The organism is Enterobacter sp. MGH120 (assembly GCF_001037725.1).
Classification (GTDB): Bacteria; Pseudomonadota; Gammaproteobacteria; order Enterobacterales; family Enterobacteriaceae; genus Enterobacter; species Enterobacter hormaechei_C.
The window spans coordinates 354,911-379,365 of sequence record NZ_KQ089940.1; the positions used below are offsets into that span (position 1 = coordinate 354,911).

Below are 24,455 nucleotides of genomic sequence, written 5' to 3' on the forward strand. Positions count from 1 at the left end.
CTCCTTAGACTAGCCGCCCATCATAGCGGGAAACGCAGCGCGTCAACAGCGGGCAGCGCCATAATAGTAAACGGAAAAGAGGTGGAAAAACGTCATGAAAGCGGATCTGCGCACGCTGGATCTTAACCTGCTGAAAACGCTGGATGCCCTGCTGGACGAACGCAGCGTCACCCGCGCGGCGGCGCGTCTTGCCCTGACCCAGCCAGCGGTAAGCGGCATGCTTAACCGCCTGCGGGATTACTTTGAAGACCCGCTGTTTATCCGCGCGCCGCACGGCATCGTGCCTACCACCCGGGCGGAAGCAATGGCGGCTCCCGTCAAACGCATTCTGGCAGATATCGACGAGCTGCTTCAGCCGATCGCCTTTGATCCGCTCACCGCAACGTTCACCTTCACGCTTGCTGCGACCGACTACGCCCTGCGCGCGGTCGTCGTGCCGTTTATCGCTGCGCTTAAGGTGCAGGCGCCGGGTATTCGCGTGCGCGTGGTGCCTGTGGAATCCGACCGTCTGGTCAGCCAGCTCGAACAAGGCTCTGTCGACGTGGCGCTGATCACCCCGCATACCACACCTGACGAGCTTCACGGCCGGGCGCTTTATGATGAACGGTACGTTTGCATGATGCGTGCTGACCATCCGGATGCCGGAAAGCCTATGACGTTAGACCGGTTTTGCGCCCTGGAGCATGTGCTGGTCTCTTACGAGGGCGACGGTTTTCGCGGCGTAACGGATGGCGCGCTGGAGAAAACTGGCCGAACGCGGCATGTTGGCTTATCGGTGAGTAACTTTTTAGTCCTGCCGGACGTGCTGGCCCTCAGCGATATGATTGCCGTTGTGCCATCACGCATAGCGGAAAAGCAGACGGGGATGTTCGTCTGCGAGACGCCGGTTCCCGTGCCCGGCTTTACCAAAAGCATGGCCTGGCACGGCAGAACGCACCGCAACCCCGCGCAGGCGTGGCTGCGCGGGCTGTTGCTGGAGACCAGTCAGCGCGCCTGAAGCCCTTTCAGCAGCGCCTCGTGGAAGCGGGCTGGATCCTGCATCTGCGGCGCGTGGCCCATGTCGTTAAATTCAACCAGCGTCGGGTGCGGGATACGCTTCGCCGTCTCTTTGCCCAGCACCGCGTAGTTACCGAGCGTCTTGCGGATCTCCGGTGGGGCGAGATCTTTCCCGATGGCGGTGTTGTCCTTCGTGCCGATCATCAATAATACTGGCATCTTCAGCTCGTTAAATTCATAGACGACCGGCTGGGTATAAATCATGTCGTAGAGCAGCGCCGAGTTCCACGCCACGCGCGCTTTGCCCGGCCCGTTGTTTAACCCGGCAAGCATGGTGACCCAGCGCTCGTACTCCGGCTTCCACTCCCCGGCGTAGTAGGTGTTTTTCTCGTACTGACGAACACCGTCGGCATTGACCTTCAGCTCACGCTGGTACCACTGGTCGACCGTAATATGCGGCACGCCGCGCGCTTTCCAGTCTTCAAGCCCTATTGGGTTCACCATCACCAGCTGCTCCACCTGCTGCGGCCACATCAGCGCGTAGCGGGTCGCCAGCATGCCGCCGGTCGAATGGCCGATAACCGTCACGCGATCAACGCCGAGCGTTTTCAGCAGCGCGTGGGTGTTATCCGCCAGCTGCTGGAAGGTGTACTGATAATGCTCCGGCTTGGTGGATTTGCAGAAGCCGATCTGGTCGGGTGCGATCACGCGATACCCGCTGGCTGAAAGCGCGCGGATCGTGCCGTCCCAGGTGCCAGCGCAGAAGTTTTTGCCGTGCATCAGCACCACGGTGCGGCCGTTGGGTTTTTCCGGCTTCACGTCCAGGTAAGCCATATCCAGAGGCTGGTTCTGCGAGGTAAAGGTAAAGTGTTTTACCGGCCAGCCGTAGTCAAAACCTTCCAGCTTCTCGCCGTAGGTGGGGGCATTCGCGGCCATTGCGGGGGAGGCCAGCGCCATCAGCAGCGCCAGGCAGGACAATCGTCGGGTCAACATGCAAGCTCTCCGTTAGCAAAAAGGGCTAAGGCTGCACGAAAGGCGGCAGCAAAAAAACTGTAGAGCATGGAGAGGGGCGGGTGTGTAAAGCGGGGTAAAGGTAAAAGGCAGGCCGTGAAAAATAAAAAAGCCCGGCATCACACACCGGGCAAAGAAGTTACCTGCACACTCAGGCTACTTTTAATTTCTGCGCACGATTCTCGCGGCGGATCTTACGCTCTTCCAGCACCGCAACCATCGCCATCAGGACGATACAGCCAATCGCTGCCGCATCCAGCGCGGCGAAGGTGCCCGCCCAGCCGGTGAGGCCGAAAATTGGCGTGCCGTCGGCGATCATGCCCAGACCGAGCTTGGCGAAGCTGTCGCCGATCAGGTAGGCGAAGGTGCCCTTAATCCCATCGGCTGCGCCGATCGCTTTTTTCGGCACAAAGCCAACCGCCGCCACGCCGATCAGCAGCTGCGGACCGAACACCAGGAAGCCGAGCGCAAACAGCGACGCCAGGTAAACGTACTGGTTGCTGGCGTGCTGGTAAACGCCGAGCGTGGCGATAATCAGCGCCAGCGCGACGCAGGCCACCAGCGCGCGACGACCGTTGGCGAGGTCCGAGAGCCAGCCCCACAGCAGCGTGCCGACCAGTGCGCCCACTTCAAACAGGGTGAAGCCCTGAATCGCGACCTCTTTCGAGAGCTTCAGCTCCTGGAAGGCATACACGGTGGACCACTGGTCGATACCGATACGCACCACGTACAGGAAGATGTTCGAGAAACAGAGCAGCCAGATCACTTTGTTTTTCAGCACGTACTCAACAAAGATCTGCCATTTGGACATTTCGTTTTCTTCGGTCTCTTTGTCCTCTTCGCTGATCTCCTCCCCGAACAGCTCTTCAGCTTTGCCGAGGCCGTAGGATTCCGGGGAATCGCTGCCGTAGCGCAGGCCGATAAAGCCGACAATCAGGGCGATAATCGACGGGAAGATAAACATGCCGATCACGTGACCGTCGAACAGGTAGTTCGCACCGAACAGCGCCACGCCGGCCGCGCCCGCTCCGCCGAGGTTGTGGGAGATGTTCCACATGCCGAGGTACGAACCCCGCTTGCGGCGCGGGGTCCATTTGGTGATGGTGGAGTAGCTGCACGACCCGCCGGTACTCTGGAAGAAACCGCTCAGGGCGTAGAAGGCGATCATCAGGAACAGGCTGACGGAGCCCGCGCCCATGCTGGCGCTGAAGCCGAGCATACAGATGGCGGAGAGGATCAGCATAAACGGCAGGAACTGCTTGGTATTTTTGCCGTCCGCGTAGTAGGACACAACCGTTTTCCCCACGCCGTAGGTGATGGAGAAGCCCAGGCCAATCATCCCCAGCTGCGTCATGCTCAGCCCGTAGGTTGAGATCATGTCGTTCTGCGCGATGTTAAAGTTTTTGCGGATCAGGTACATGGTCAGGTAGCCGATGAAGACCACCAGATAAGACTGCATGAACGGTTTGAACCACATCTTGCGCCGCACGTCGAGCGGCAGATCCAGGGTCGGCTTGCGCACCTGATTTAAGAAGGCCAGCATGACTGAGTTACTCCTGAGCTGATTTTTGCAGCATTGTAAAAACCAGCCAGGAGAGATGCCTGAGACAGCGTCCAGGTGAAACCGGGAAAATTTCTTAGTTTTGCGCGTCTCGGCAGCAAAAGGTGAGGCGCGTCACGCTTCGCGCGGTGCCTGCGCGTGCAAAAACGGCAGCAGCAGCAGGGCGGAAATCCCCGCCGCGATGGCGATCACCGCAAAGAAACCGCTCCAGTGCCAGACGTCGATCACCCGCGCCAGCGGCCAGCCGGAGAGCGATGCGCCAAGGTAGGCAAACAGCCCGACAAAGCCCGTCGCCGCGCCTGCCGCCTCTTTGTGGGAACACTCCGCCGCCGCCATGCCGATCAGCATCTGCGGGCCAAAGACGAAAAAACCGATGGTGAAGAAGCACGCCGCCTGCATCACGTAGCTGGCGAACGGCATCAGCCACAGCGAGCCGACGGAGAGTAAGATCCCGGCAGCAAAAATCAGGTTCATCGGCCCGCGGTTACCGTTGAACAGCTTGTCCGAGCCCCAGCCCGCCACCAGCGCGCCGATAAACCCGCCCAGCTCGAACATCGTCACCGCCGAGTTGGCGGTCACCAGGTCCACGCCGAGAGTTTCGGACATGTACAGATTGCCCCAGTCGTTGATCGCCGCGCGCACCACGTAGACCAGCACGTAGCAGAGCGACAGCAGCCAGATGTACGGGTTTTTCAGCACGTATTTGGTGAGGATCTCCTGGCGGGACAGCCCGGCCCCTTCCTGCTGCTGGGCGATCTCCATCTCGTCGTGCCGCCAGTCGCCCACCGGTGGAAGGCCGACGGTTTGCGGCCTGTCGCGCAGGCGCCAGCAGAGGAACAGTCCGGCGACAATCGCGAGGCCACCGGCAATCATCATCCCCGCGCGCCAGCCGTAGTGCAGCGCCGCCGCGCCGACCACCATCGGGATCAGCGCCCCGCCGACGTTATGCGCGGTATTCCATATCGCCCACCAGCCGCCGCGCTCGTTGCGTGAGTACCAGGCGGTGAGCAGGCGGGCGCAGACCGGCGCGCCCCAGCCCTGGAAAAAGGCGTTCAGCGCCCACAGCAGGGCAAAGGCCCACAGCGAGGTGGAGAAGCCAAACAGGATGTTCACCACCCCGGTGGCGATCAGCCCGACGCCCATAAAATAACGCGCGTTGGAGCGGTCGCTGACGATGCCGGAGAAGAACTTCGACAGGCCGTAGGTGATGTAAAACAGCGTCGCCAGCAGGCCAATATCGGTGCGCGTCATCACGCCGCTGGCGAGAATTTCCGGCGCGGCGGCGTTGAAGCTTTTGCGGGTGAAGTAGAACAGCGCGTAGCCGAGCCAGATGGTAATCAGGATATGGCGACGCCAGTAGCGATAGCGGGCATCGATTTCCGCTTTGTTGCTTAGCGGGGCGGCGCTGGCGGGGGTTTTAAACATGGTGTGTCCTTAACGGCAAACTGACGCTGACGCGCGTTCCGTGGGTGCAGGAGATCGTCAGCGTGCCGCCCAGCGCCTTCACGCGCTCGCGCATGCCCGCCAGGCCAAACCCCTGCTGGCCGGAGCCCGGCGGCAGGCCGCAGCCGTCGTCTTCAATCACCAGCATCAGGCGCTCGTCCTGCTGCCAGCCCTGGATCGTTACCGCGCTGGCGCTGGCGTGCTTGACGATGTTGTTCAGCCCTTCCTGGCAGACGCGGAACAGCGTCACACGCTGGCCTTCACTCAGCGCAGGTTCGTTAATGCGCCAGTCGAGATGGCTGACAATCCCGCGGCTCTCCAGCTCCATCTCGCGCATCAGAGAGCGTATTGCCTGCTCGAGCGAGAGATCGTCAAGCTGGCGCGGGCGCAGCCGCCCTAACAGGCGACGAACGGAATCATAGACGCCCAGCGAAAGCTGTTCGATATGCGCCCCGCCCTGCTTCACGCCCGCGTTTTCTGCCGCCAGGCGCTGAACAATGCCCGCCTGGGTGCGGATGGCGGTGATGGTCTGGCCGATATCATCGTGCAATTCGCGAGCAACCTCCTGGCGCACGCTCTCTTCCGTCTCCAGCAGACGCTCCGCCAGACGGCGGTTGCGCGCCAGCTCGGCTTGGAGGGACTGGTTCAGCTCGCGCAGGCGCTGTATGCCCGCGCCGAGCAGCAGCCCGGTGAGGCTCTGAGCCAGCAGCGAGAGCAGCAGATCTACCGGGTGATCGTGCCAGGTCTGGCTGGCAATCAGCGCGATGGCGTTCATCAGCGTGGCGATCAATGCGCCCTGCCAGCCGTAATGCCAGGCAAGGGCGATGATCGGCAGCGCCAGACAAAACGGCGTGAAGCGTGATAATTCAGCGGGCAGACCAAGCTGCAACCACAGGCTCACCACAAACAGCAGCAGATACCAGATCAGGTGCCGGGCGCGCCAGTTCACCGGCTGGGAGACCAGCGCCGGGCCGAGCGGCTGCCAGACGGTGCTGGTAAGGTAATGCCAGATCACAAGGCAGGTCGGGGCCAGCGTCAGGCCGCCGGTGAGGGTCAGCAGCAGGGCGTTGAGCCCCTCCTTTTCACCCACCCACGGCAGGGACTGCAACAGCGCGGCGGCAATCAGCGCCGCACCCTGACGCAGCAGCGTGCGCCAGTCGCGCTGGTGACGGTAGCGGGAAATCAGGGCGACCGGGATAAGCGTGAGCAGGCTTCCGGTCATCAATAAAGGCAGGTGCGCCAACGCCACTTCCTGCGCCAGCCAGATCAGCATCAGCCACTCTGCGCCCAGCAGCACCGGCCAGTAGCCGCGCGGGCATTGCAGCATTAGCCCCAGCCGCAGGCCAAAGGGGAACAGCAGCACCGCCAGCTCCGGGCGCTCGACAAGATGCAGGCTGATACTCCACAGACAGAACCACGCGGCGGAGAAGATGAAAAAGCTGGCAACAACGGCGATCAGCCGCGAAAACAGGGAGTTCATTGCCAGCTGTCAAACATACGGCGCGCCAGCTCGACATCGTTACTGACGTTGAGTTTTTCCATCAGGTTGGCGCGATGAACGTGAACGGTCTTTGGCGACAGCCCCAGCTCTACGGCAATCTCTTTCACCGACATGCCCTGGGCAAGTTTCTCTGCCACCTGGCGCTCGCGTCTGGTGAGCGGATCCTGCCGTCCCGCCGCCAGCTTGATGGCAATATCCGGCGTCAGGTAGCAGCCTCCGGTGGAGACGGTGCGCACGGCGGCAATCAGCTCGTCCGGGCTACAGCGTTTAGAGAGAAACCCGCGCGCCCCCGCGTTGAGCGCCTGCTCGACAAGCGCCGGGCTGTCGTGGACCGAGAGCATGATCGTCGCCATTCCTTTCGGCAGCTGGCTTAACAGCTCCAGCCCAGAGAGGTCCGGCATAGAGATATCGCAGATACAGACCTGTACCCCGCGTCCCGGCAGGCCCGCCAGCGCCTCGCGTCCTGAGCCAAACTCGGCCACGACCTGAAAATCCGGTTCGAGGTTTAAAAGCTGGGCAAAGCCGGAGCGAACGATAAGGTGGTCGTCGATAAGGGCGATGGTGGTCATGGTTTGATCCTGATGCGTGAACGCGCCGGATGGCGGCGCAAACGCCTTATCCGGCCTACGTGTAACGTCCTTGCAGGCCGGATAAGCGCAGCGCCATCCGGCAAAAGCCTCTTACCTTAAGTGATTTACTCAAAAAACACCGCAATTTTGTTAAACATGGTGGGATCGGACTGGTTGCGTGCCACTTTGGTGACGTCCTCCAGCTTGTCGATCTGCGCCATCATCTGCTCCAGACGCTGGTCGTCGTTCACCAGTAGCCAGATGCGGCTGTGCTCGCTGCCCTGAATCGGCAGGCACAGAATGCCTTCCACGTTAAACGCCCGACGGGCAAAGAGCCCACAGACGTGGGTCATGACGCCTGGGTGGTTGCGGACGGTGAGTTCCAGAATGACGTTATCACATTGTTTCTGCATGGCTTATTCCCCCACCATCTCAGTATTTGCCGCACCCGGCGGCACCATCGGATACACTTTTTGTTCAGGGTCGATACGCACGTGGATCAGCGCCGGGCCAGGGCGAGAAATCGCATCCTGCAACGCCGCGTGGGCATCTTCTTCGGCGTTCAGATCGCAGGTGTGCAGGCCAAAACCAGCGGCAATCTGCATAAAGTTGATCATCCCCGGATAGGTCGCCGCAAACACGCCCTGCTTGTAGAACAGGCTCTGCTGCTGGTGCACCAGACCCAGCGCCTCGTTGTTCATCAGAATGATTTTGACGTCTAACTGGTTTTCGGCCGCCGTCGCCATCTCCTGAATATTCATCATCAGGCTGCCGTCACCGGAGAAGCAGATCACCTTGCGGTCCGGGTTGGCGAGCGCCGCGCCAACCGCTGCTGGCAGGCCGAAGCCCATGGTGCCAAGGCCGCCGGAGGTCAGCCACTGGCGCGGACGGTTCAGCGGATACGCCTGAGCGGTCCACATCTGATGCTGGCCGACGTCGGTGGTGATAATCGCGCTGTCATCCACGCAGGCGGCGACGGCGTTGATAAGACCATAGTGGCTCAGCGGGTCGCCCTCGGTTGGGATAGCGCCCGGGAACTCCCGTTGCAGATCGGCTACCAGCTGGCGCCAGTCGGCGCGGTCGGTTGCCTCCGTCTGCGGGATCAGCTGCGCCAGCACCTCGGCCACGTCGCCCTGGATCGCCACGTGCGGCTGCTTGATTTTACCCAGCTCGGCGCGGTCGATATCCACGTGAATGATTTTGGCGTTCGGGCAGAACTGCTCGGTTTTGCCAATCGCCCGGTCATCAAAACGCGCCCCCATAACTATCAGCAAATCCGCCTCTTGCAGGATGTAGTTGGTGCTGCGCGCGCCGTGCATTCCCAGCATGCCGAGAGAGAGCGGGTGCGCTTTTGGCAGCATACCCAGCGCCATCAGGGTCATAGTGGTGGGCAAATTAGCTTTTTCAGCGAACTGGCGGATTTCATCCGCGGCGTTGATCGTCCCGCCGCCCAGATAGAGCACCGGGCGTTTGGCGGCGTTGATCATCGCCGCCGCATCGCGCACGCTCTCAGCGCTGAATTCTGGCGCGGGGGCACGGTCACCCGGCTCCGGCAGAACGTCGATCTCAATTTCTGCGGTCTGGACATCCTTAGGAATGTCTATCCACACCGGGCCCGGGCGGCCAGACTGCGCAATGCGGAACGCATCGCTGATAACCTGAGGCAGCTCGCTAATATCGCGAACTAAATAGTTATGTTTGGTGATGGGGATAGAGATGCCGTAGGTGTCGACTTCCTGGAACGCATCGGTGCCGATCATCGAGGACGGCACCTGGCCGGTAATGCAGATCAGCGGAATGGAGTCGAGACGCGCGTCGGCGATGGCGGTCACCAGGTTAGTGGCGCCCGGCCCGCTACAGGCCATACAGACCGCCGGTTTACCCTGGGTACGCGCCATGCCCTGGGCGATAAAGCCTGCGCCCTGCTCGTGGCGCGCCAGCACGTGGCGGATCTGTGTGCTTTGGCTTAACGCATCATACAGCGGCAGTACGGTCCCACCCGGGATGCCCGCAACGGTGGTGATGCCCTGTCGTTCCAGTAAATGAACAATCAGCTGCGCGCCTGTAAAACGCGTCTTGGTGGATGTTGTGCCCGAACTTGCCATGCTCCAGTCCTTTTCTTCTGAGCCAGCCTTCCGGGGAGGGTCCTAAACGAAAAACCCCGCCCGGTTTGCGCCGGCGGGGTTTTGGATTCGTGTGTTGATCCAGTCCCTACGGCGCATTGCCGACGACCACCACCACACGCACGACGACCACTGCGGCAGGTTGCGCAGTTTTTAGTAGGGTCGAAGTGAAGATGGATGAAGTCATTGGGGACCTGTGTTTGGAATCATTGATTGAATTTATACAAACACAGGTTTTCGGATGTGACAATGGAAATATTTTCATCTGCGCAAAAATGCGTCAGGGATCACGTTTCAGTACGTTGCTCGCTCATTCCAGGTGTCACTATAGATGACATTGCCGTCGCAATGCTTCCAGGTGATTTTCTCGTAGCGTATGAGAACCGTTTCAAGGTGGGTTCCGGTGTTTGCGCCGGGATACAGGTCTGGTGTGATTGAGGTTATTTTCACATTCTCCAGGAAGATATTAAAATACTCCTGTTCAAAACCCGCCTCATTAATCTGATACATCTTAATAGTGGCTGACTTGAGCGTTCTTCCCGTACTCAATGCGCGAAAGAGAAGCGGGGTTACACGATCAAATTCTTTTTGAAACATGATGGGCATGTGTATACGCGTACCCGTCAATTTCCCGGTATTCCCGTCGACCGGGACGTTGACATTATGAGTGAACGTTTTAAGTTCAATTGCACCTTCACGCCCTGACACAAGGCAAGGGCCAACCATGGGAGAACCATTTTCATCTGTTAAAAACAAATAAGCTGGGTTTGACATAAAAATCCTTTTAATAACATTTAATCGTATTTATCAAAGTGGCCAAAAATCATCGGGTGAACAATAATAAACACAACGATAGCAATGAATGTTAGTAAGACCCAGTGGTCAGGTACCAACCACAGGAACAAAGAGGCGCACGCAAAAATATAAACAGGGAATAAAATATCCGTAAATAGAATTGATAACAGACTTTTAAACATGCTCCTTGCCCTTTAAGTCTTTATAAATTGCATCGAAATCCTTATAGAATCCCAACTGCACCTTCTTAATGAGTTCAGACAGGAAAGGCTCAAAAAAGTAGTAAAGCATCTCCAGTTGTGCGGCATAGAGGGTGGCGTAATATTTAGGGTTCAGTGTTTTCAGGCGACGAGCAGCAAGAGCGCACTTCTGTTCCGTTCCAATCAATTGAAGCGCCATGACAACGTTAGGTACGCGGCGTGCAAGCCGTTCGACGACGATTTCAGACAGCAGGCCAGATTCGGAAAGGGATTTGGCCAGACCCCATGCTATCGCTAAACGCGCGGCCTTGCTGGTCGGTATGTTATTAACAAGCCCGGTTACTTTTGAATCCATCTTACGAACGCGATTGTGTTCATTTCCATTTTCAGAATCGGAAATAACACTTTCAAAATAAAGATATAGCATGTGTGCTATTACATCGCGATAACGGTAAAGCGAGAGAATTGAGAGGTACATTCTCTTTTCTTCTGAGAGAAGCTCGTCACACACATCGTGATAGCTGGGGATTAAGCATGATGAGTACCAACTTACACGCTCAATTCCTGAGTAAATATCAGAGCCGATCCCCTGTAATGCTTTCCACGTCCCTGCAACGCCCTGCTGCCCATAAATAGCCAACTGCCTGTCGCTTTGGAACTTCATCTTTAAATAATCAGATGCCTGCATAATGTATCCATACTATGCGCGTGGTTATAGATAGTACAATGAAAAATCGAATAATTCAAATTAAGGAGGGTTAACCCCGCAAATATTTAAGAAAAATATAAATTAGTTCATTATTATTTACTGCAATTATAGTCGATACCATTTTTTCACTTTCAGAAGAGTATTGATGTCTGGAATGAGTTTATGTATTGAGAGACGTAAACTTGTATAAGTGGCCTAGAACCAGAACCACTGCTTATTAGAACTTATTAAATTAATCATTGAATCATACTGCATGCCAGCCGCACCCATTGCCAATAAGTCAACAAGCACCTTTTCTGGGCTGCCCTGAAAACAAAAAACCCCGCCTAAGCGAGGTTTTTATCAGGGTTTTGCGGTTGGTTGCCGCAGAACACACTGTGTTACGTCAACGCGAAAAGTATACGCGATCGAAGACGAACGCGCAATTCCGGCACGGATTTTGACGTTTTTGAGTATGGATCGCCTTCCAAATTTTGTCCATAAAATACTGTTCATGCATACAGTATTTATCTATACTGAGGGTGTTCGCAGTGAGCGAGGGGGCCGCAGTTTACCGGCGCAACGAAGTCCTGGCTGAAACGGGTGGTGCCGTCAGTGCCTTAACCCCTGAAGTGAGCACACTGTGTTACGTCAATCCAGGTGCTGGCCACAGGCGGCGGAAAGGTACGCCAGCATCGTGCTCCTTTTAACCAAAAGGAGACGCGTATGAGCGTCGTGGATATGGTCATACTTGTCCTCAAACTCATTGTTGCTGTATTGCAACTGCTTGATGCTGTCCTGAAATACGTTCGGTGATTCAGGTTCAAGTCGCACCTGAGAGGGGCGGGCAACCGCCCCTCTTTAATAACGAGGGAATGCTATGTCGCGTCTGTTAATTGAGCCTGTCACGCCCGATGAACCCGGGTATATCGCCCTGAAGGCGGAGAGTATCGCGTTGAATTTCAATATGCTGCGCAGGCTGGAAGAGAACTGGCAGCGGGGTGAAAACCGCTTTAACGCGCCGGGTGAAAAACTGCTGGGGGCGTTTCTTAACGGCAGGCTGGTGGGCGTGTGCGGCCTTAATCGCGATCCGTTCAGCCAGCAGCCGCGCGCCGGACGTATTCGTCATCTCTACGTCAGCGAGAAGTGCCGTGGGCAGGGCATAGGCAAACAGCTTTTGACCGTGGTGATGGCGGATGCCAGCATCTGGTTTGATTTTCTTAATACCCATGCGCCGGAAACCGCGTACGGATTTTACCATCGGGCGGGCTTCAGGCTGGTGTCAGACGAACCCCGGGTGACGCACCGCCTTTTTTGCGCAGTGTAAGCGGCTGGCAGCATCGACGGGTGAATGTTACAGTTGGATGACATTTCACCAACCGATACGCCATGACCATCACCGTTTTCTGCATTTTACTGTTCGCCGCACTGCTGCATGCCAGCTGGAACGCCATCGTTAAAGCCGGAACGGATAAGCTCTACTCGGCGATCGGAGTCAGCGGTTCAGCCGCGCTTATTGCCCTGATTTTACTGCCCTTCTCTCCTCAGCCAACTGCCGCAAGCTGGCCATATTTGTTCGTCTCCTGTGCGTTACAGGTGGTGTACACCGTGCTGGTAGCGAAGACCTATCAGGTCTCCGACATGAGCCAGACCTACCCCCTTATGCGCGGGACGGCCCCTCTGCTGGTGGCGCTGATCAGCGTATTGGTGCTCGGGGATCATCTCTCCTGGCTTGCCTGGTCCGGCATTGGGGTCATTTGTCTTTCGATTCTGGCCATGGCGATGAACGGCCGCATGCAGTCACGCAAGGGGATCTGGCTGGCGCTGCTGAACGCCTGTTTTATCGCCGGGTATACCCTGGTGGACGGCACCGGTGTGCGACTCTCGGACACTGCGCTGGGCTATACGCTCTGGACCTTCTTCATGAACGGTTTCTGCCTGCTGAGCTGGGCAATGGTGGCGCGGCGTCGCGAAGCGTCCAGCTACCTGCGCCTGCACTGGAAAAAAGGGCTGCTCGGCGGCGTCGGGACGATGGGATCTTACGGTCTGGCACTCTGGGCGATGACCCAGGCACCGCTGGCTGTGGTCGCGGCACTGCGTGAAACCTCTATTCTCTTCGGCGCATTAATCGCATTTGTGCTTTTAAAAGAGAAGGTTGCCGGCCTGCGCATCGCGGCGGCACTGGGTATTGCTGCCGGTGCGGTCCTGCTGCGCCTGGCGTAATTCGCTGGCAACATTAGTTGCCGATCTTGTTTACAAATCCTGCCTTCACGTCTTCTGTCATTCATCACAGTAATGCTTAAATTGTCATCTCTCTGTGGTAGATTCCTCGCGCATTTATGGGAATGCGTAGTCACTTATTCTTTATTTATCTCTTTTGGCAAAAGTATTCAGCGACATGAAAAAGCAACGGAACGTGAACTTATTGTTGATGCTGGTGTTACTGGTGGCCGTCGGGCAGATGGCACAAACCATCTACATTCCGGCGATTGCCGATATGGCAAAAGATCTGAGCGTCCGCGAAGGTGCAGTCCAGAGCGTGATGGCAGCCTATCTGCTGACCTATGGCGTTTCACAGCTGGTTTATGGTCCCCTGTCCGATCGCGTCGGGCGTCGTCCGGTCATTCTGGTGGGCATGAGCATTTTCATGGTAGCAACGGTGATTGCCATTACCACGCACAGCCTGACCGTCCTGATTGCCGCCAGCGCCCTCCAGGGCGTGGGCACCGGCGTCGGCGGGGTTATGGCGCGTACCCTGCCGCGTGATATGTACCAGGGCACACAGCTTCGTCACGCCAACAGTCTGTTAAATATGGGTATTCTGGTCAGCCCGCTGCTGGCCCCGCTGATTGGGGGTCTGCTGGATACCGTCTGGTCCTGGCGCGCCTGTTACGCCTTCCTGCTGGTGCTGTGCATTATTGTCACCTTCAGCATGGCGCGCTGGATGCCGGAAACCCGCCCACAGGACGCGCCGCGCACGAAGCTCATCGCCAGCTACAAAACGCTGTTCGGTAATGGGTCGTTTACCTGTTATCTGTTGATGCTGATCGGCGGCCTGGCGGGCATTGCGGTGTTTGAAGCCTGCTCCGGCGTGCTGCTGGGCGCAGGCCTTGGCCTGAGCAGTATGGTGGTGAGTATTCTGTTTATTCTGCCGATCCCAGCGGCGTTCTTCGGCGCATGGTTCGCCGGACGTCCGAACAAGCGTTTCTCCACCCTGATGTGGCAGTCGGTGATCAGCTGTCTGCTGGCCGGGCTGATGATGTGGATCCCGGGGCTGTTTGACGTGATGTCGGTCTGGACGTTGCTCATCCCGGCAGCGCTGTTTTTCTTCGGCGCGGGCATGCTGTTTCCCCTCGCCACCAGCGGCGCGATGGAGCCGTTCCCGTTCCTCGCAGGCACGGCAGGCGCGCTGGTGGGCGGTTTGCAGAACATCGGTTCCGGCGCGCTGGCCTGGCTTTCGGCTATGATGCCGCAGACCGGGCAGGCGAGTTTAGGCTTGCTGATGACCCTGATGGGGCTGCTGATTTTGCTGTGCTGGCTGCCGCTGGCGTCGCGTGTCTCGCATCACGAACAGCCGGTTTAACCGCATGATGGCCCGGCTTCTCGCCGGGCTTTTCACAGACGGGCGCAATCATCGCCTGCAATAGCCGCTCTGGGGCAGGCCGCCACGCCCCCTCTTCCCCGTCATAAAACTGAACATCGGCGTTTATCGCATACGGGATGTTGGCCTGTTGCAGCTCGCACGCCATAAACGTGGCAAACGCCATCTGCGAGGCGGTTGGCGTCAGGCTTTTCGATTCGCCCACCCCCCAGCCGCCAACCCAGCTCACATGCCCGGTTTTTTGTTGCCAGTGCAGCGCGGCGTTGATTCGGTTACGGATAGCCGCTTTCTCAGCCGCAGTTCCGGACGTCCACGGGTATTTACCGTTCGTTTTCAGCGGGCCCCAGGGGAAAATATGCCACTCCGCCAGCAGGTAATTCTGGCTGTGCGCGGGCAGCTTCAGGCTGGATAAATCCTCCGGCGCGGCGCGCAGACGAGGGGCGATAAAAATCATGCGGCTGGCATCAATGGCGTGAATGTCTTTGATCGCTTTCTCATACACCCGGTTGAGCGAAGCAACGTTGTGGTTGAGCTTGTCCGCCGGTTCGTAGATCAGGTCAAAGCCCAGCAACGGCGAGCGCTGACCAAAATAGTGCGCCACGGCAATCCACCAGTTAATCACCTCTTTTTCGGTATCCGCTTTCGGGTCGTTTTTATATTCATCGGCCTGATAAGCGATGATGGGGATGACGCCGTATTGCTCGCAGGCCTCCACCAGCTTACGCAGGTGAATCAGCCGCGCTTCCGTCGGTTCGCCCGCCACCCGAATACGGACATGGTGTATGCCTTTCGCCTGAAAATCACGGACCACCAGCGGGTCGAACTCGCGGATACCGCGCTCGGTGCGTGCCCAGTCGACATCCATTCCGACGCCCAGCATCTGCGCGTAACGGGCAGCCGTCAGCGGCGGCTCAGCGGCAATAGCCCAGCCGGAAGAGAGTAAGATCGCAGTGGCAATAAAAGGCTTTAACACGGTTTACCCTGGATAAATCAAAAGCATTACCTGTATTTAGCACGCTTTTTCACATTTGGTGTAGAGCGAAAGCGTAATAATTCTTCAACCCGCCAGTTCTCTTAGCCAGCCGATAAAGGCGTCAATTTTCGGCCACTGACGGCCGGGAAGCGTTGAGACGTAATAATGCTGATGGCACTTGAGAGTTTTCCCATCAAAGGGTGCGATCAACTCCCCTCGTTCGAGACGTTTTTGCACCAGCCGCTTTCTCCCCATCGCCACCCCCACATTATTCATGGCCGCGATAATGGCTAAATCAGAGCGATCGAAGCCAATACCCGATGATAACGGCATATTCGCCGCGTAATGCTGCGCCCAGCTCAGCCACTCATCCGTACCGGAATCATTGCTCCAGGCCTGACGGTCGTGCAGTAACGTGCAGTGGCTGAGGTTATGGGGGTTTTTCAGCAGTTCATGCTCCCGGGCATACGCCGGCGAGCAGACGGGCAAAATCTCTTCATCCATCAAAAAGTGATGAGAAAGGTGGTTTGGCGGCGTATCGTCGAAATAGAGCGCCAGATCGATGCCGGTTCGCTGCATGTTGACGTAATCATTACCAGTCAGAATAGTAAGTGAAATCGACGGGTAGCGGCGGGTAAAATCCCCCAGCATCGGCACCAGCCAGCACTGGGCGATCGACGGCCGGGAGTACACCGTTAGCGTACCTGACAGCGCCTGGTTTTTAATATCCAGGATCTCCTGATTCAGGGTGTCGAGGGACGATTTCAGCGTCCAGTAAACGCGCTTGCCTTCCTGCGTCAGCTCCACTTTACGGTGTGAGCGGACAAACAGCTGAATGCCCAGCTCCTCTTCCAGCAGGTTTATGCGGTGGCTCACCGCGCTGGGGCTGAGCGACAGCTCCGCCGCCGCCAGCGCGAAGGACTCATGCCGGGCGGCCACTTCAAAGGTGTACATTTTCGACAGTTGCCAGCCGTTTAAAAGCCGGTTTCTGCCTTCATTCGCATCGGTCATCACAATTCCCACACGTAATTTCTGCGTTCAGCATACCGCTCAAGAATGAATTTATGTGAACCTAATACGAGTTAAGTGCGCTTTTTAGAGTCCAGTCACTCAGTTGATCCAATCTGGCTCATCTGAACGCCAATTTATATCGTTTGTCAGCCCACGCCGTTTTTTCGTCCAATACCCCCAGATGACATAAGGGTGAGGTGAGATATGGGATCTCAGGTCTGGGTTGTGGCAACGCTGCTTGTCAGCATCGTATTGATTGTTTTAACCATCGTAAAACTGAAGTTTCACCCGTTCCTCGCGCTGCTGCTGGCAAGCTTTTTCGTCGGCGCGATGATGGGGATGAGCCCGCTGGATATGGTGAACGCCATTGAGAGCGGGATTGGCGGTACGCTGGGCTTCCTGGCGGCGGTTATCGGTCTTGGCACTATTCTCGGCAAAATGATGGAAGTCACCGGCGCGGCAGAGCGCATCGGGATTACGTTGCAGCGCTGCCGCTGGCTGTCGGCGGACGTGATTATGGTCCTGGTCGGCCTGATCTGCGGCATTACGCTGTTTGTGGAAGTGGGCGTGGTACTGCTGATCCCGCTGGCGTTTTCCATCGCCAAAAAGACCAACACGTCGCTGCTCAAGCTGGCCATTCCGCTCTGTACCGCACTAATGGCAGTGCACTGCGTGGTGCCTCCGCATCCGGCCGCGCTGTTTGTCACCAATAAATTAGGGGCGGACGTCGGGACGGTGATTGTCTACGGTCTGATGGTGGGCCTGATGGCGTCTCTGGTTGGCGGCCCGCTGTTCCTGAAGCTGCTCGGCGATCGTCTGCCCTATAAGCCGGTTCCGGCGGAATTTTCAGACCTGAAGGTGCGGGAAGAACACACGCTGCCGTCGCTGAGCGCCACGCTGTTCACCGTGCTGCTGCCGATTGCCCTGATGCTGGTGAAAACCATTGCCGAGCTGAACATGGCAAAAGAAGGCTCGCTGTATACCCTGCTGGAGTTTATCGGCAACCCCATCACCGCGATGTTTATCGCCGTGTTTGTCGCCTACTACCTGCTGGGGATCCGCCAGCACATGGGCATGGGCGCAATGCTGACCCATACGGAGCACGGCTTTGGCTCTATCGCCAACATTTTGCTGATTATCGGTGCGGGCGGCGCGTTCAACGCCATCCTTAAAACCAGCGGTCTGGCGGAGACGCTGGCACATATTCTCTCGAACCTGCATATGCACCCTATCCTTCTCGCCTGGCTGGTGGCACTGGTGCTGCACGCCGCCGTGGGTTCGGCAACGGTAGCGATGATGGGTGCCACGGCGATAGTAGCGCCGATGCTGCCGCTCTACCCGAACGTAAGCCCGGAGATCATCACCATTGCCATCGGGTCCGGCGCTATTGGCTGCACGATCGTGACCGATTCTCTCTTCTGGCTGGTGAAGCAGTATTGCGGCGCGACCCTGAACGAGACCTTCAAATACTATACGACGGCGACGTTTATCGCCTCGGTGCTTGCACTTGGCGGCACATTCCTGCTTTCCTTCATTATCTGAGCGCGAAGAGACGTACTATGGAAAACGCAACTATCACTACTTTAACCGCACAGTTTCCTCTGGTTGAGGATCTGATTGCCCTGAAAGAAACCACCTGGCTTAACCCGCGCACCACGACGCTTGCAGAAGGGTTGCCTTATGTCGGGCTGACCAAAGCCGACGTGGACGACGCCCACGCGCGCCTGAAACGCTTCGCGCCGTATCTGGCGAAAGCGTTCCCGGAAACGGCGGCAACGGGCGGGATTATCGAATCCGACCTGGTCGCGATCCCGGCGATGCAGGCGCGGCTGGAGAAAGAGTCCGGTAAGGCCATTCCAGGCACGCTGCTGCTGAAAAAAGACAGCCATCTGCCGATTTCCGGCTCGATCAAAGCGCGCGGCGGCATCTATGAGGTGCTGACTCATGCGGAGAAACTGGCGCTGGACGCCGGGTTGCTGAGCCTTGAAGACGACTACAGCGTTCTGCTGGAGCCGCGCTTTAAGAACTTCTTCAGCCAGTACAGCATCGCGGTGGGCTCAACCGGCAACCTGGGGATGTCCATCGGCATTATGAGCGCCCGCATTGGCTTTAAGGTGACGGTGCATATGTCCGCCGACGCCCGCGAGTGGAAGAAAGCCAAACTGCGCAGCCACGGCGTGATCGTCGTGGAATATGAGCAGGATTACGGCGTGGCGGTGGAGCAGGGACGCAAAGCGGCGGAAAGCGATCCGAACTGCTTCTTTATTGACGATGAGAACTCACGCACGCTGTTCCTGGGCTATGCGGTTGCTGGCGAGCGCCTGAAGGCGCAGTTTGCCGAGCAGGGCCGCGTGGTGGATGCCGATCATCCCCTGTACGTCTACCTGCCGTGCGGCGTCGGCGGTGGTCCCGGCGGCGTGGCGTTTGGCCTGAAGCTGGCCTTTGGCGATAACGTCCACTGCTTCTTCGCGGAGCCAACGCACTCGCCGTGCATGCTGCTGGGCGTTTATACCGGGCTGCACGATGAGATTGCGGTGCAGGATCTGGGCATTGATAACGTGACGGCGGCGGACGGTCTGGCGGTAGGACGTGCCTCCGGCTTCGTGGGCCGCGCGATGGAGCGCCTGCTCGACGGGTTCTACACCCTTTCCGACCAGAGCATGTACGACATGCTCGGCTGGCTGGCTCAGGAGGAAGGGATTCGCCTGGAGCCGTCGGCGCTGGCGGGGATGGCCGGGCCGGTGCGCGTCGATGCCGATGAGAACGTTACCCACCTGGTGTGGGCGACCGGCGGCGGCATGGTGCCGGAGGATGAGATGGCGAAGTACCTGGCGAAGGGAAACGCCTGATCGTCAGCCGCTCTGCCGCAGCTGTTTCATCAGTTCAGCGGGCGAACGTTGATGCCTGATGAGGTCGCGCATGGCCCGCATGTACGGCGCGCTGTGAAAAAAGAAATCACGGTAGCCCTCGCATAGCACGCTTTTACCGTTCAGGCGATGGCGGGGGCAGTCGCCATTGCACAGGGGAAGAACAGAACACTGCCTACACTCATCCGTGAGCGAATCGTGCTTAATTTCGCCAAATGCACGCGCCGCGGCGGTTTGGTTAAGAACAGATATCGGCATTTGATGAATATTTCCCAGACAGTATTCAGGATAAACATAGTGGTCACATTGATAGAGATCGCCATTGGCCTCTAGTGCAAAGGCATGCCCGCAGCGTTCGGCCAGTGAGCACATCTGTGCGGGATAGCCACTCCAGACGCCCAGCATTGAGTCAAAGAGCTGCACAAAAACGCGCCCCACATCTTCTCTTACCCAGAGGTCGAAGATTGCCTTCAGGAATGTCCCCCACTCCCTGTCACTCACTGATGACGGATTACCCTGCTCTACCAACGGAATAAACTGCAAAAATGGGGTGCCGAGCGCGCGAAGAAAACGGTACACCCGCTCCGGCTGTTGGCTGTTTTGTTGATTGACCACCGTCAGAAGATTGAAAGAAACCTGATGAATACATAGCTTTTCAATGGCTGCGAGAACTTTTTGGTGAGTCGAATTGCCGCGACGGTTAACGCGATAGGCATCGTGCAATTCGGCAGGACCATCGACAGAGATACCTACCAGCCAGTCGTTTTCGCGAAAAAAACGGCACCATTCATCGTTGAGCAGTACGCCGTTAGTCTGAAAAGCGTTCATGATGCGCTTTCCTTTCCCGTGGCGTTGCTGCAACGCCACCACGTTACGAAAAAAATTGATGCCGCACAGCGTGGGTTCACCTCCCTGCCAGGCAAAGTGAACGTCATCATCCGGCTGGGCAGCAATCTGTTGGCAAATAAACGCCTCCAGAGTGGCCTCGCTCATTTGGGGTTGTTCGGGTTTATCGATATAAAAACAGTAACGGCAGTTCAGGTTACAGCGAGAGCTGGCCGGTTTGGCCATCACATGACATCCTGTCATTATTTTTCCTCTATAAAAGAGATAATCTGATGTAAGTGCGTAATAGCAAACAATATAGAGAGGGAGAGAACAGCGACAGCGATCAAAAATTTGTCACGTACGGCTTTAGGTTGTGCGAAATCACCATGCTCAACGTCCATCAGATTACGACTGCGCGTGTAGCGCCAGAGGATAACCGCCACCAGCGCAAGTACCACAAGTGAAATCCAGAATGGAAGCCCCGTGTGGTGCCAGTTGTGTTTAATCGCCAGCGCGATAAGCGCACCGTAGCCCAGTAACGTGCGCAGCCAGGCCAGCGACGTTCGCTCCGGCTGTAGACCTGGGTCGGCCTCACGGCGCGCTTTGCGGCTACCCGACATAGAGCACCAACCCCATCACCACTACGGCAACCACCAGTAATATAGTGCTAATCACAAGCAGGCCGCGGGTGTAGGGTAAATCCTCTTTAAGTCGCATCGCTTTTTCGTTTCGCAGCCAGCGCAGGTAGCCGTAAACCGCCAGCACCCCTGCGAAAAGGCACAGCAGTAATGCCAGCAATTCACGGATCAGTGGCGTAGCGAAATCGGGTGCAAGCTGATCAAGACCCACGCCTGCGGCCAGAAAACCTAGCGCGGTGCGGATCCACGCCAGATATGTGCGTTCATTGGCCAGCGAGAAGCGGTAATCCGGCGCTTCACCGACGCGGGAAATTTTCATCTTGTCTCCTTAAAACTTCTGCTTTTTCTCTTCCACTTTTACCCCCTGCGTGGGCAGTCCGGTGTCGTAATCACGCACCACCGGAGAATAGCCATCTCCCGGCCGCGGACGGAAAGCCCCCATCCAACGAGGGATAGCGTCCGCTCTCCACGGTCGACACGCCCATTGATAGGTACGGAACGGGTCGCGGATTTTATCCATATAATCCAGCAGCGCATCATGCAGCTGATTGCGCTGCTCAGCATAGCGCGGCGAGTCAATCAGATTATGCATCTCGTTTGGATCATTGCGGCGGTCGTAGAGTTCATCAGTTGTGAACAAGTTCAGCACCAACTTGAATGCATCCGTTACCCAACAGCGTACCGGAATAAATCCGCCAAAGCTGTCATGTTCTATCTCGTAGCGGTTAAATTCCACCATCACTCCGCGCTCTGGCTCTGTCGCCAGAATATTGTCACCCGGCAGGATGTCAGGTTTAGGTATCCCCGCCAGCGCCATCATGGTCGGCAGTAAATCGATATGGCTGACCGGCGTGTCGACTTGCTTCGGTGCGCCCTGTGGGGGGCGTATAATCAACGGGATGCGGGTAATATCGTCGTACATAGCCGCACCTTTGCTGATAAGCCGATGTGCTCCCATCATCTCGCCATGGTCAGAGGTATATATGACCCATGTGTTCTCGCATTGTTCGGGGGTGAGTGCGTTAACCACACGACCAATCTGATCGTCCACAAAGTCATTACAGGCGAAATAAAGCGGGTGATGGTAATACCGGCTGCCATCTTCAACTGGTGACGGCATGGCCTGCGACCAGAGGCGGTGATGTACGGGCTTATCCACCAGCGTATCCTGAGCCTTTTCCCCTAAATCGTAGTAAAAGTCCTGATATTTCTCGAGATACTGAACCGGGCATGTGAAGGGATGATGAGGTTCGTCGTAAGAGACCACCATCAAAAAGGGTTCGTCCTCCGGGTGAGAGCGCTGTAAAAAATCGATCGCGCGATTGCTGATGCGGTACGCCCAGGTAAAGGTCTCATCGATATTATTAGCCTGCAATTCCTCTACGCTATTAAGGCCGTTGCGCCACAGATTAATCTGCTCTTCGGTAAGTTCTGCCAGATAGTTAGCGCCGTCAAACCAAAACTCGTCATTCCATTCGGGAGGACAAACGCCGGTGCCAAAATAGTCATGACCATCAAGATGCCATTTGCCGATGTAGCAGGTTTGATAGCCCGCATCCTTGAAGTAGCGCCCCATCGTTGAGATGTTCTTGCCTGGTGCAACATTGTTGGTCCACGGTCCGGACTGATTAGCGTAGATCCCGGTGAACAGCCCCGCACGCGCGGGGGTGCAAACAGGGGAGCAGGTATAAGCAGCATTGAAGCGAATCCCCTCTTCCGCAAGCTGATCAATATGGTGGGTGTTCAGGGGTTTACCACTATAACAGCCCACCATATTCGTGGCCTGAGTGTCGGTCATGATGAACAGAAAATTCGGGCGTTTCATGGCTTTTCCTTAACGTCGGAAACATAAACAAGCGAAGGGTTACGGCGCTGACGGATGGCATCGATAATGAGATAAATCACGACCCCTGCGGTGATGGAGTAGCTGACGATGGCAAGCCATTGAGTGGAATACCCCCCAAATTGGGCCAGCCCGGCGTAGACGCCAATCATGGCGAAGAGAATACCCACCGAGGCAATTTTCGCGTTACGCCAGGGTGACATGTCCACGGCAAACGCGTCATGGAAGGTAAACGGCGTGTCGCGCGGTTTGAGCCAGCCGATAATCAACATTACCGCCACGTTGATGCAGAACGTGCAGGCCAGAACATAGAGAAAGTGAAAATCGAATTTCACCAGATAATTAATTACGATGTAGCTGCAAATGCCGATAAACAGCGCCACTTTCGCGGCGAGGGCTGGAATGCGCGGGAAGAAAAAGCCCATAATGATGATAGTCACCAGTGGAACGTTATAGATGCCGTTTAGCTGTTTCATCCATGAATAAAGCCCCTCCGGCGCATTGGCAATCCACGGCGCAACTATTACAGATACCACTGCGATAAACAGGCCAAACCGGCGTCCTACCTGCACCAGTCCGTCCGGCGTCGCATCAGGCTTCAGGATGCGACGATAAATTCCCATACTAAAGAGCGTACTGGCACTATTCAGGAACCCGTTGAACGTACTGATAACTGCACCAAATAAAACGGCACCAAAAAAACCCACCAACGGTGTCGGCAGGACTTTGTTGACCAGAGCAGGATAGGCCATGTCCGCACTCGGCAGATCGCTGTACAGGTGGAACGCAATCAGGCCAGGAAGCACCAGAATTAGCGGGTCGAGCATTTTTAACACGGCGGTTAACAAGGCCCCTTTTTGTCCCTCAGCGAGACTTTTCGAGGCCAGCGTTCGCTGCACAATTCCCTGATTCGTACACCAGTAAAAGGTATTCACCAGGATCAGGCCCGTAAACGCCGCGCCGATAGGCAACGGATCGGTGCTTACGCCAATGGAATTTAACTTCTCGGCGTGTACGGTGGTCAGACGCTCAACTCCCTGTAAAAAACTGCCATCCCCCATCACAATCAGACCAAACACGGGTACCAGCAGACCACCGATCACCAGACCAATGCCGTTAATGGAGTCCGCAATCGCCATGGCGCGCATTCCGCCTATAACGGCATACACAATTCCGGCCAGCCCCAGCAGAATGACCAGCAACCAGATGGCTGCGGCCTGCGAAAGTCCAAGCGCATCGCCGACGTGAAACAGGCTATTCAACGCCAGCGCGCCGGAGTAGAGCACAATCGGCAGGAAGCAGACGCCCGTCGCGATAAGAAAACAGAAATCAATAATGATGCGTGTCGTTTTGTCGTAACGCTCTTCCAGAAAATCGGGAATAGTGGCAATACCGCGTTGCAGATACTTCGGCAGGAAGATCAGCGCCAGAAAAATCAACGTAACCGCTGACGTGACCTCCCAGCCCATCACCGACATGCCGCTTTTATAGGCCTGGCCAGACAGACCCACCAGTTGCTCTGTGGACAGGTTGGTCAGCATCAGTGAAGCAGCAATCACTGGCGCTTTCAGCGACCGGCCCGCCAGAAAGTATCCCTGCTGCGAAGCGGTATCCACTTTACGTATCTTCCACCAGGTGATAAACGCCACCAGCAGCGTAAAGGCAATAAAGCTCACAATTTGCTGAATATTCATCTTGTTGCCCTTAATTATGATTATGACCCGGTAGTTCGCTGTACAGAGGAATTTAACGCACCGGACCCAGGCTATTCGATATCTTAAAATACAAGACTGGTTTCCCCATCACG

General features: G+C 56.7%; 23 protein-coding genes and 1 pseudogene. 7 read left to right on the plus strand and 17 right to left on the minus strand.

The window, feature by feature from the left end:
* Positions 1-94: 94 nt before the first annotated feature.
* A complete protein-coding gene (locus tag SK54_RS01700; protein ID WP_048246621.1) occupies positions 95-997 on the plus strand; it encodes a LysR family transcriptional regulator in 903 nt (300 codons plus the stop codon).
* On the opposite strand, the gene SK54_RS01705 is transcribed toward SK54_RS01700, so the two are convergent.
* The 10 genes from SK54_RS01705 to SK54_RS01750 all read right to left on the minus strand — a co-directional run bounded on the left by SK54_RS01705 (position 985) and on the right by SK54_RS01750 (position 10,887).
* Positions 985-1,989 (minus strand): alpha/beta fold hydrolase, encoded by a 1,005-nt coding sequence (locus tag SK54_RS01705; RefSeq protein ID WP_048246622.1) that lies wholly within the window; start codon positions 1,987-1,989, stop codon positions 985-987. The two genes, SK54_RS01700 and SK54_RS01705, sit on opposite strands and share 13 nt — an antisense overlap.
* A gap of 169 nt (positions 1,990-2,158) precedes the next feature.
* Positions 2,159-3,550, minus strand: coding sequence for a hexose-6-phosphate:phosphate antiporter (uhpT, locus tag SK54_RS01710; protein WP_006808805.1), 1,392 nt, complete (start codon positions 3,548-3,550; stop codon positions 2,159-2,161).
* Between the two features lie 132 nt (positions 3,551-3,682).
* Positions 3,683-4,993: an MFS transporter gene (locus SK54_RS01715; protein WP_017383677.1), complete on the minus strand. Its 1,311-nt coding sequence runs from the start codon at positions 4,991-4,993 to the stop codon at positions 3,683-3,685.
* Positions 4,986-6,491, minus strand: a complete 1,506-nt coding sequence (gene uhpB, locus SK54_RS01720; protein ID WP_017694010.1) for a signal transduction histidine-protein kinase/phosphatase UhpB — start codon at positions 6,489-6,491, stop codon at positions 4,986-4,988. Before uhpB ends, SK54_RS01715 begins: the two co-directional genes overlap by 8 nt.
* Positions 6,488-7,081: a transcriptional regulator UhpA gene (uhpA, locus tag SK54_RS01725; protein ID WP_003861054.1), complete on the minus strand. Its 594-nt coding sequence runs from the start codon at positions 7,079-7,081 to the stop codon at positions 6,488-6,490. Before uhpA ends, uhpB begins: the two co-directional genes overlap by 4 nt.
* Positions 7,082-7,206: 125 nt before the next feature.
* Positions 7,207-7,494 carry an acetolactate synthase small subunit gene (gene ilvN, locus SK54_RS01730; protein WP_015570113.1) on the minus strand — a complete coding sequence of 96 codons (288 nt, stop codon included), beginning with the start codon at positions 7,492-7,494 and terminating at the stop codon, positions 7,207-7,209.
* Between the two features lie 3 nt (positions 7,495-7,497).
* Positions 7,498-9,186: an acetolactate synthase large subunit gene (gene ilvB, locus SK54_RS01735; RefSeq protein ID WP_015570114.1), complete on the minus strand. Its 1,689-nt coding sequence runs from the start codon at positions 9,184-9,186 to the stop codon at positions 7,498-7,500.
* Positions 9,187-9,292: 106 nt separating this feature from the next.
* Positions 9,293-9,391: an ilvB operon leader peptide IvbL gene (ivbL, locus tag SK54_RS22430; RefSeq protein WP_057979964.1), complete on the minus strand. Its 99-nt coding sequence runs from the start codon at positions 9,389-9,391 to the stop codon at positions 9,293-9,295.
* Positions 9,392-9,498: 107 nt separating this feature from the next.
* A complete protein-coding gene (locus SK54_RS01740; protein WP_032668901.1) occupies positions 9,499-9,978 on the minus strand; it encodes an Hcp family type VI secretion system effector in 480 nt (159 codons plus the stop codon).
* 195 nt (positions 9,979-10,173) lie between these two features.
* Entirely contained in the window at positions 10,174-10,887 is a 714-nt protein-coding gene (locus SK54_RS01750) for a hypothetical protein (RefSeq protein WP_032668902.1), read from the minus strand.
* Positions 10,888-11,613: 726 nt separating this feature from the next.
* Between SK54_RS01750 and tisB the strand changes: the two genes are divergently transcribed.
* From tisB to emrD, 4 genes are all read left to right on the plus strand, one after another.
* Entirely contained in the window at positions 11,614-11,703 is a 90-nt protein-coding gene (gene tisB / locus SK54_RS21615; RefSeq protein ID WP_017383683.1) for a type I toxin-antitoxin system toxin TisB, read from the plus strand.
* A gap of 64 nt (positions 11,704-11,767) precedes the next feature.
* Complete coding sequence (locus SK54_RS01760) at positions 11,768-12,214, plus strand: GNAT family N-acetyltransferase (protein WP_003861064.1); 447 nt, start codon at positions 11,768-11,770, stop codon at positions 12,212-12,214.
* 62 nt (positions 12,215-12,276) lie between these two features.
* Positions 12,277-13,110, plus strand: coding sequence for a DMT family transporter (locus tag SK54_RS01765; RefSeq protein ID WP_015570117.1), 834 nt, complete (start codon positions 12,277-12,279; stop codon positions 13,108-13,110).
* A gap of 175 nt (positions 13,111-13,285) precedes the next feature.
* Positions 13,286-14,470, plus strand: a complete 1,185-nt coding sequence (emrD, locus tag SK54_RS01770) for a multidrug efflux MFS transporter EmrD (RefSeq protein ID WP_048247925.1) — start codon at positions 13,286-13,288, stop codon at positions 14,468-14,470.
* On the opposite strand, the pseudogene SK54_RS21620 reads toward emrD, so the two are convergent.
* Positions 14,376-15,461, minus strand: a pseudogene (locus SK54_RS21620) (cellulase family glycosylhydrolase); the annotation flags it as partial. The gene emrD and the pseudogene SK54_RS21620 overlap by 95 nt on opposite strands.
* A gap of 84 nt (positions 15,462-15,545) precedes the next feature.
* Positions 15,546-16,472, minus strand: a complete 927-nt coding sequence (dsdC, locus tag SK54_RS01775; RefSeq protein ID WP_023302824.1) for a DNA-binding transcriptional regulator DsdC — start codon at positions 16,470-16,472, stop codon at positions 15,546-15,548.
* A gap of 204 nt (positions 16,473-16,676) precedes the next feature.
* Between dsdC and dsdX the strand changes: the two genes are divergently transcribed.
* Positions 16,677-18,014, plus strand: coding sequence for a D-serine transporter DsdX (gene dsdX, locus SK54_RS01780; protein ID WP_048246625.1), 1,338 nt, complete (start codon positions 16,677-16,679; stop codon positions 18,012-18,014).
* 17 nt (positions 18,015-18,031) lie between these two features.
* Positions 18,032-19,321: a D-serine ammonia-lyase gene (dsdA, locus tag SK54_RS01785; protein ID WP_048246627.1), complete on the plus strand. Its 1,290-nt coding sequence runs from the start codon at positions 18,032-18,034 to the stop codon at positions 19,319-19,321.
* A 3-nt stretch (positions 19,322-19,324) separates the two neighbouring features.
* Here dsdA and SK54_RS01790 read toward each other — a convergent pair whose 3' ends face one another.
* From SK54_RS01790 to SK54_RS01810, 5 genes are read right to left on the minus strand one after another with little or no spacing between them, the layout of a single operon-like run.
* Complete coding sequence (locus tag SK54_RS01790; protein ID WP_033487026.1) at positions 19,325-20,410, minus strand: anaerobic sulfatase maturase; 1,086 nt, start codon at positions 20,408-20,410, stop codon at positions 19,325-19,327.
* Between the two features lie 17 nt (positions 20,411-20,427).
* Positions 20,428-20,787 carry a DUF202 domain-containing protein gene (locus SK54_RS01795; RefSeq protein ID WP_032668910.1) on the minus strand — a complete coding sequence of 120 codons (360 nt, stop codon included), beginning with the start codon at positions 20,785-20,787 and terminating at the stop codon, positions 20,428-20,430.
* Positions 20,777-21,124: a YidH family protein gene (locus SK54_RS01800; protein ID WP_032668912.1), complete on the minus strand. Its 348-nt coding sequence runs from the start codon at positions 21,122-21,124 to the stop codon at positions 20,777-20,779. The genes SK54_RS01795 and SK54_RS01800 overlap by 11 nt, the downstream gene beginning before the upstream one ends.
* 9 nt (positions 21,125-21,133) lie before the next feature.
* Positions 21,134-22,630, minus strand: a complete 1,497-nt coding sequence (locus tag SK54_RS01805) for a sulfatase-like hydrolase/transferase (protein WP_048246629.1) — start codon at positions 22,628-22,630, stop codon at positions 21,134-21,136.
* Positions 22,627-24,342: a solute:sodium symporter family transporter gene (locus tag SK54_RS01810; RefSeq protein ID WP_033487028.1), complete on the minus strand. Its 1,716-nt coding sequence runs from the start codon at positions 24,340-24,342 to the stop codon at positions 22,627-22,629. The genes SK54_RS01805 and SK54_RS01810 overlap by 4 nt, the downstream gene beginning before the upstream one ends.
* Between the last annotated feature and the right edge of the window lie 113 nt (positions 24,343-24,455).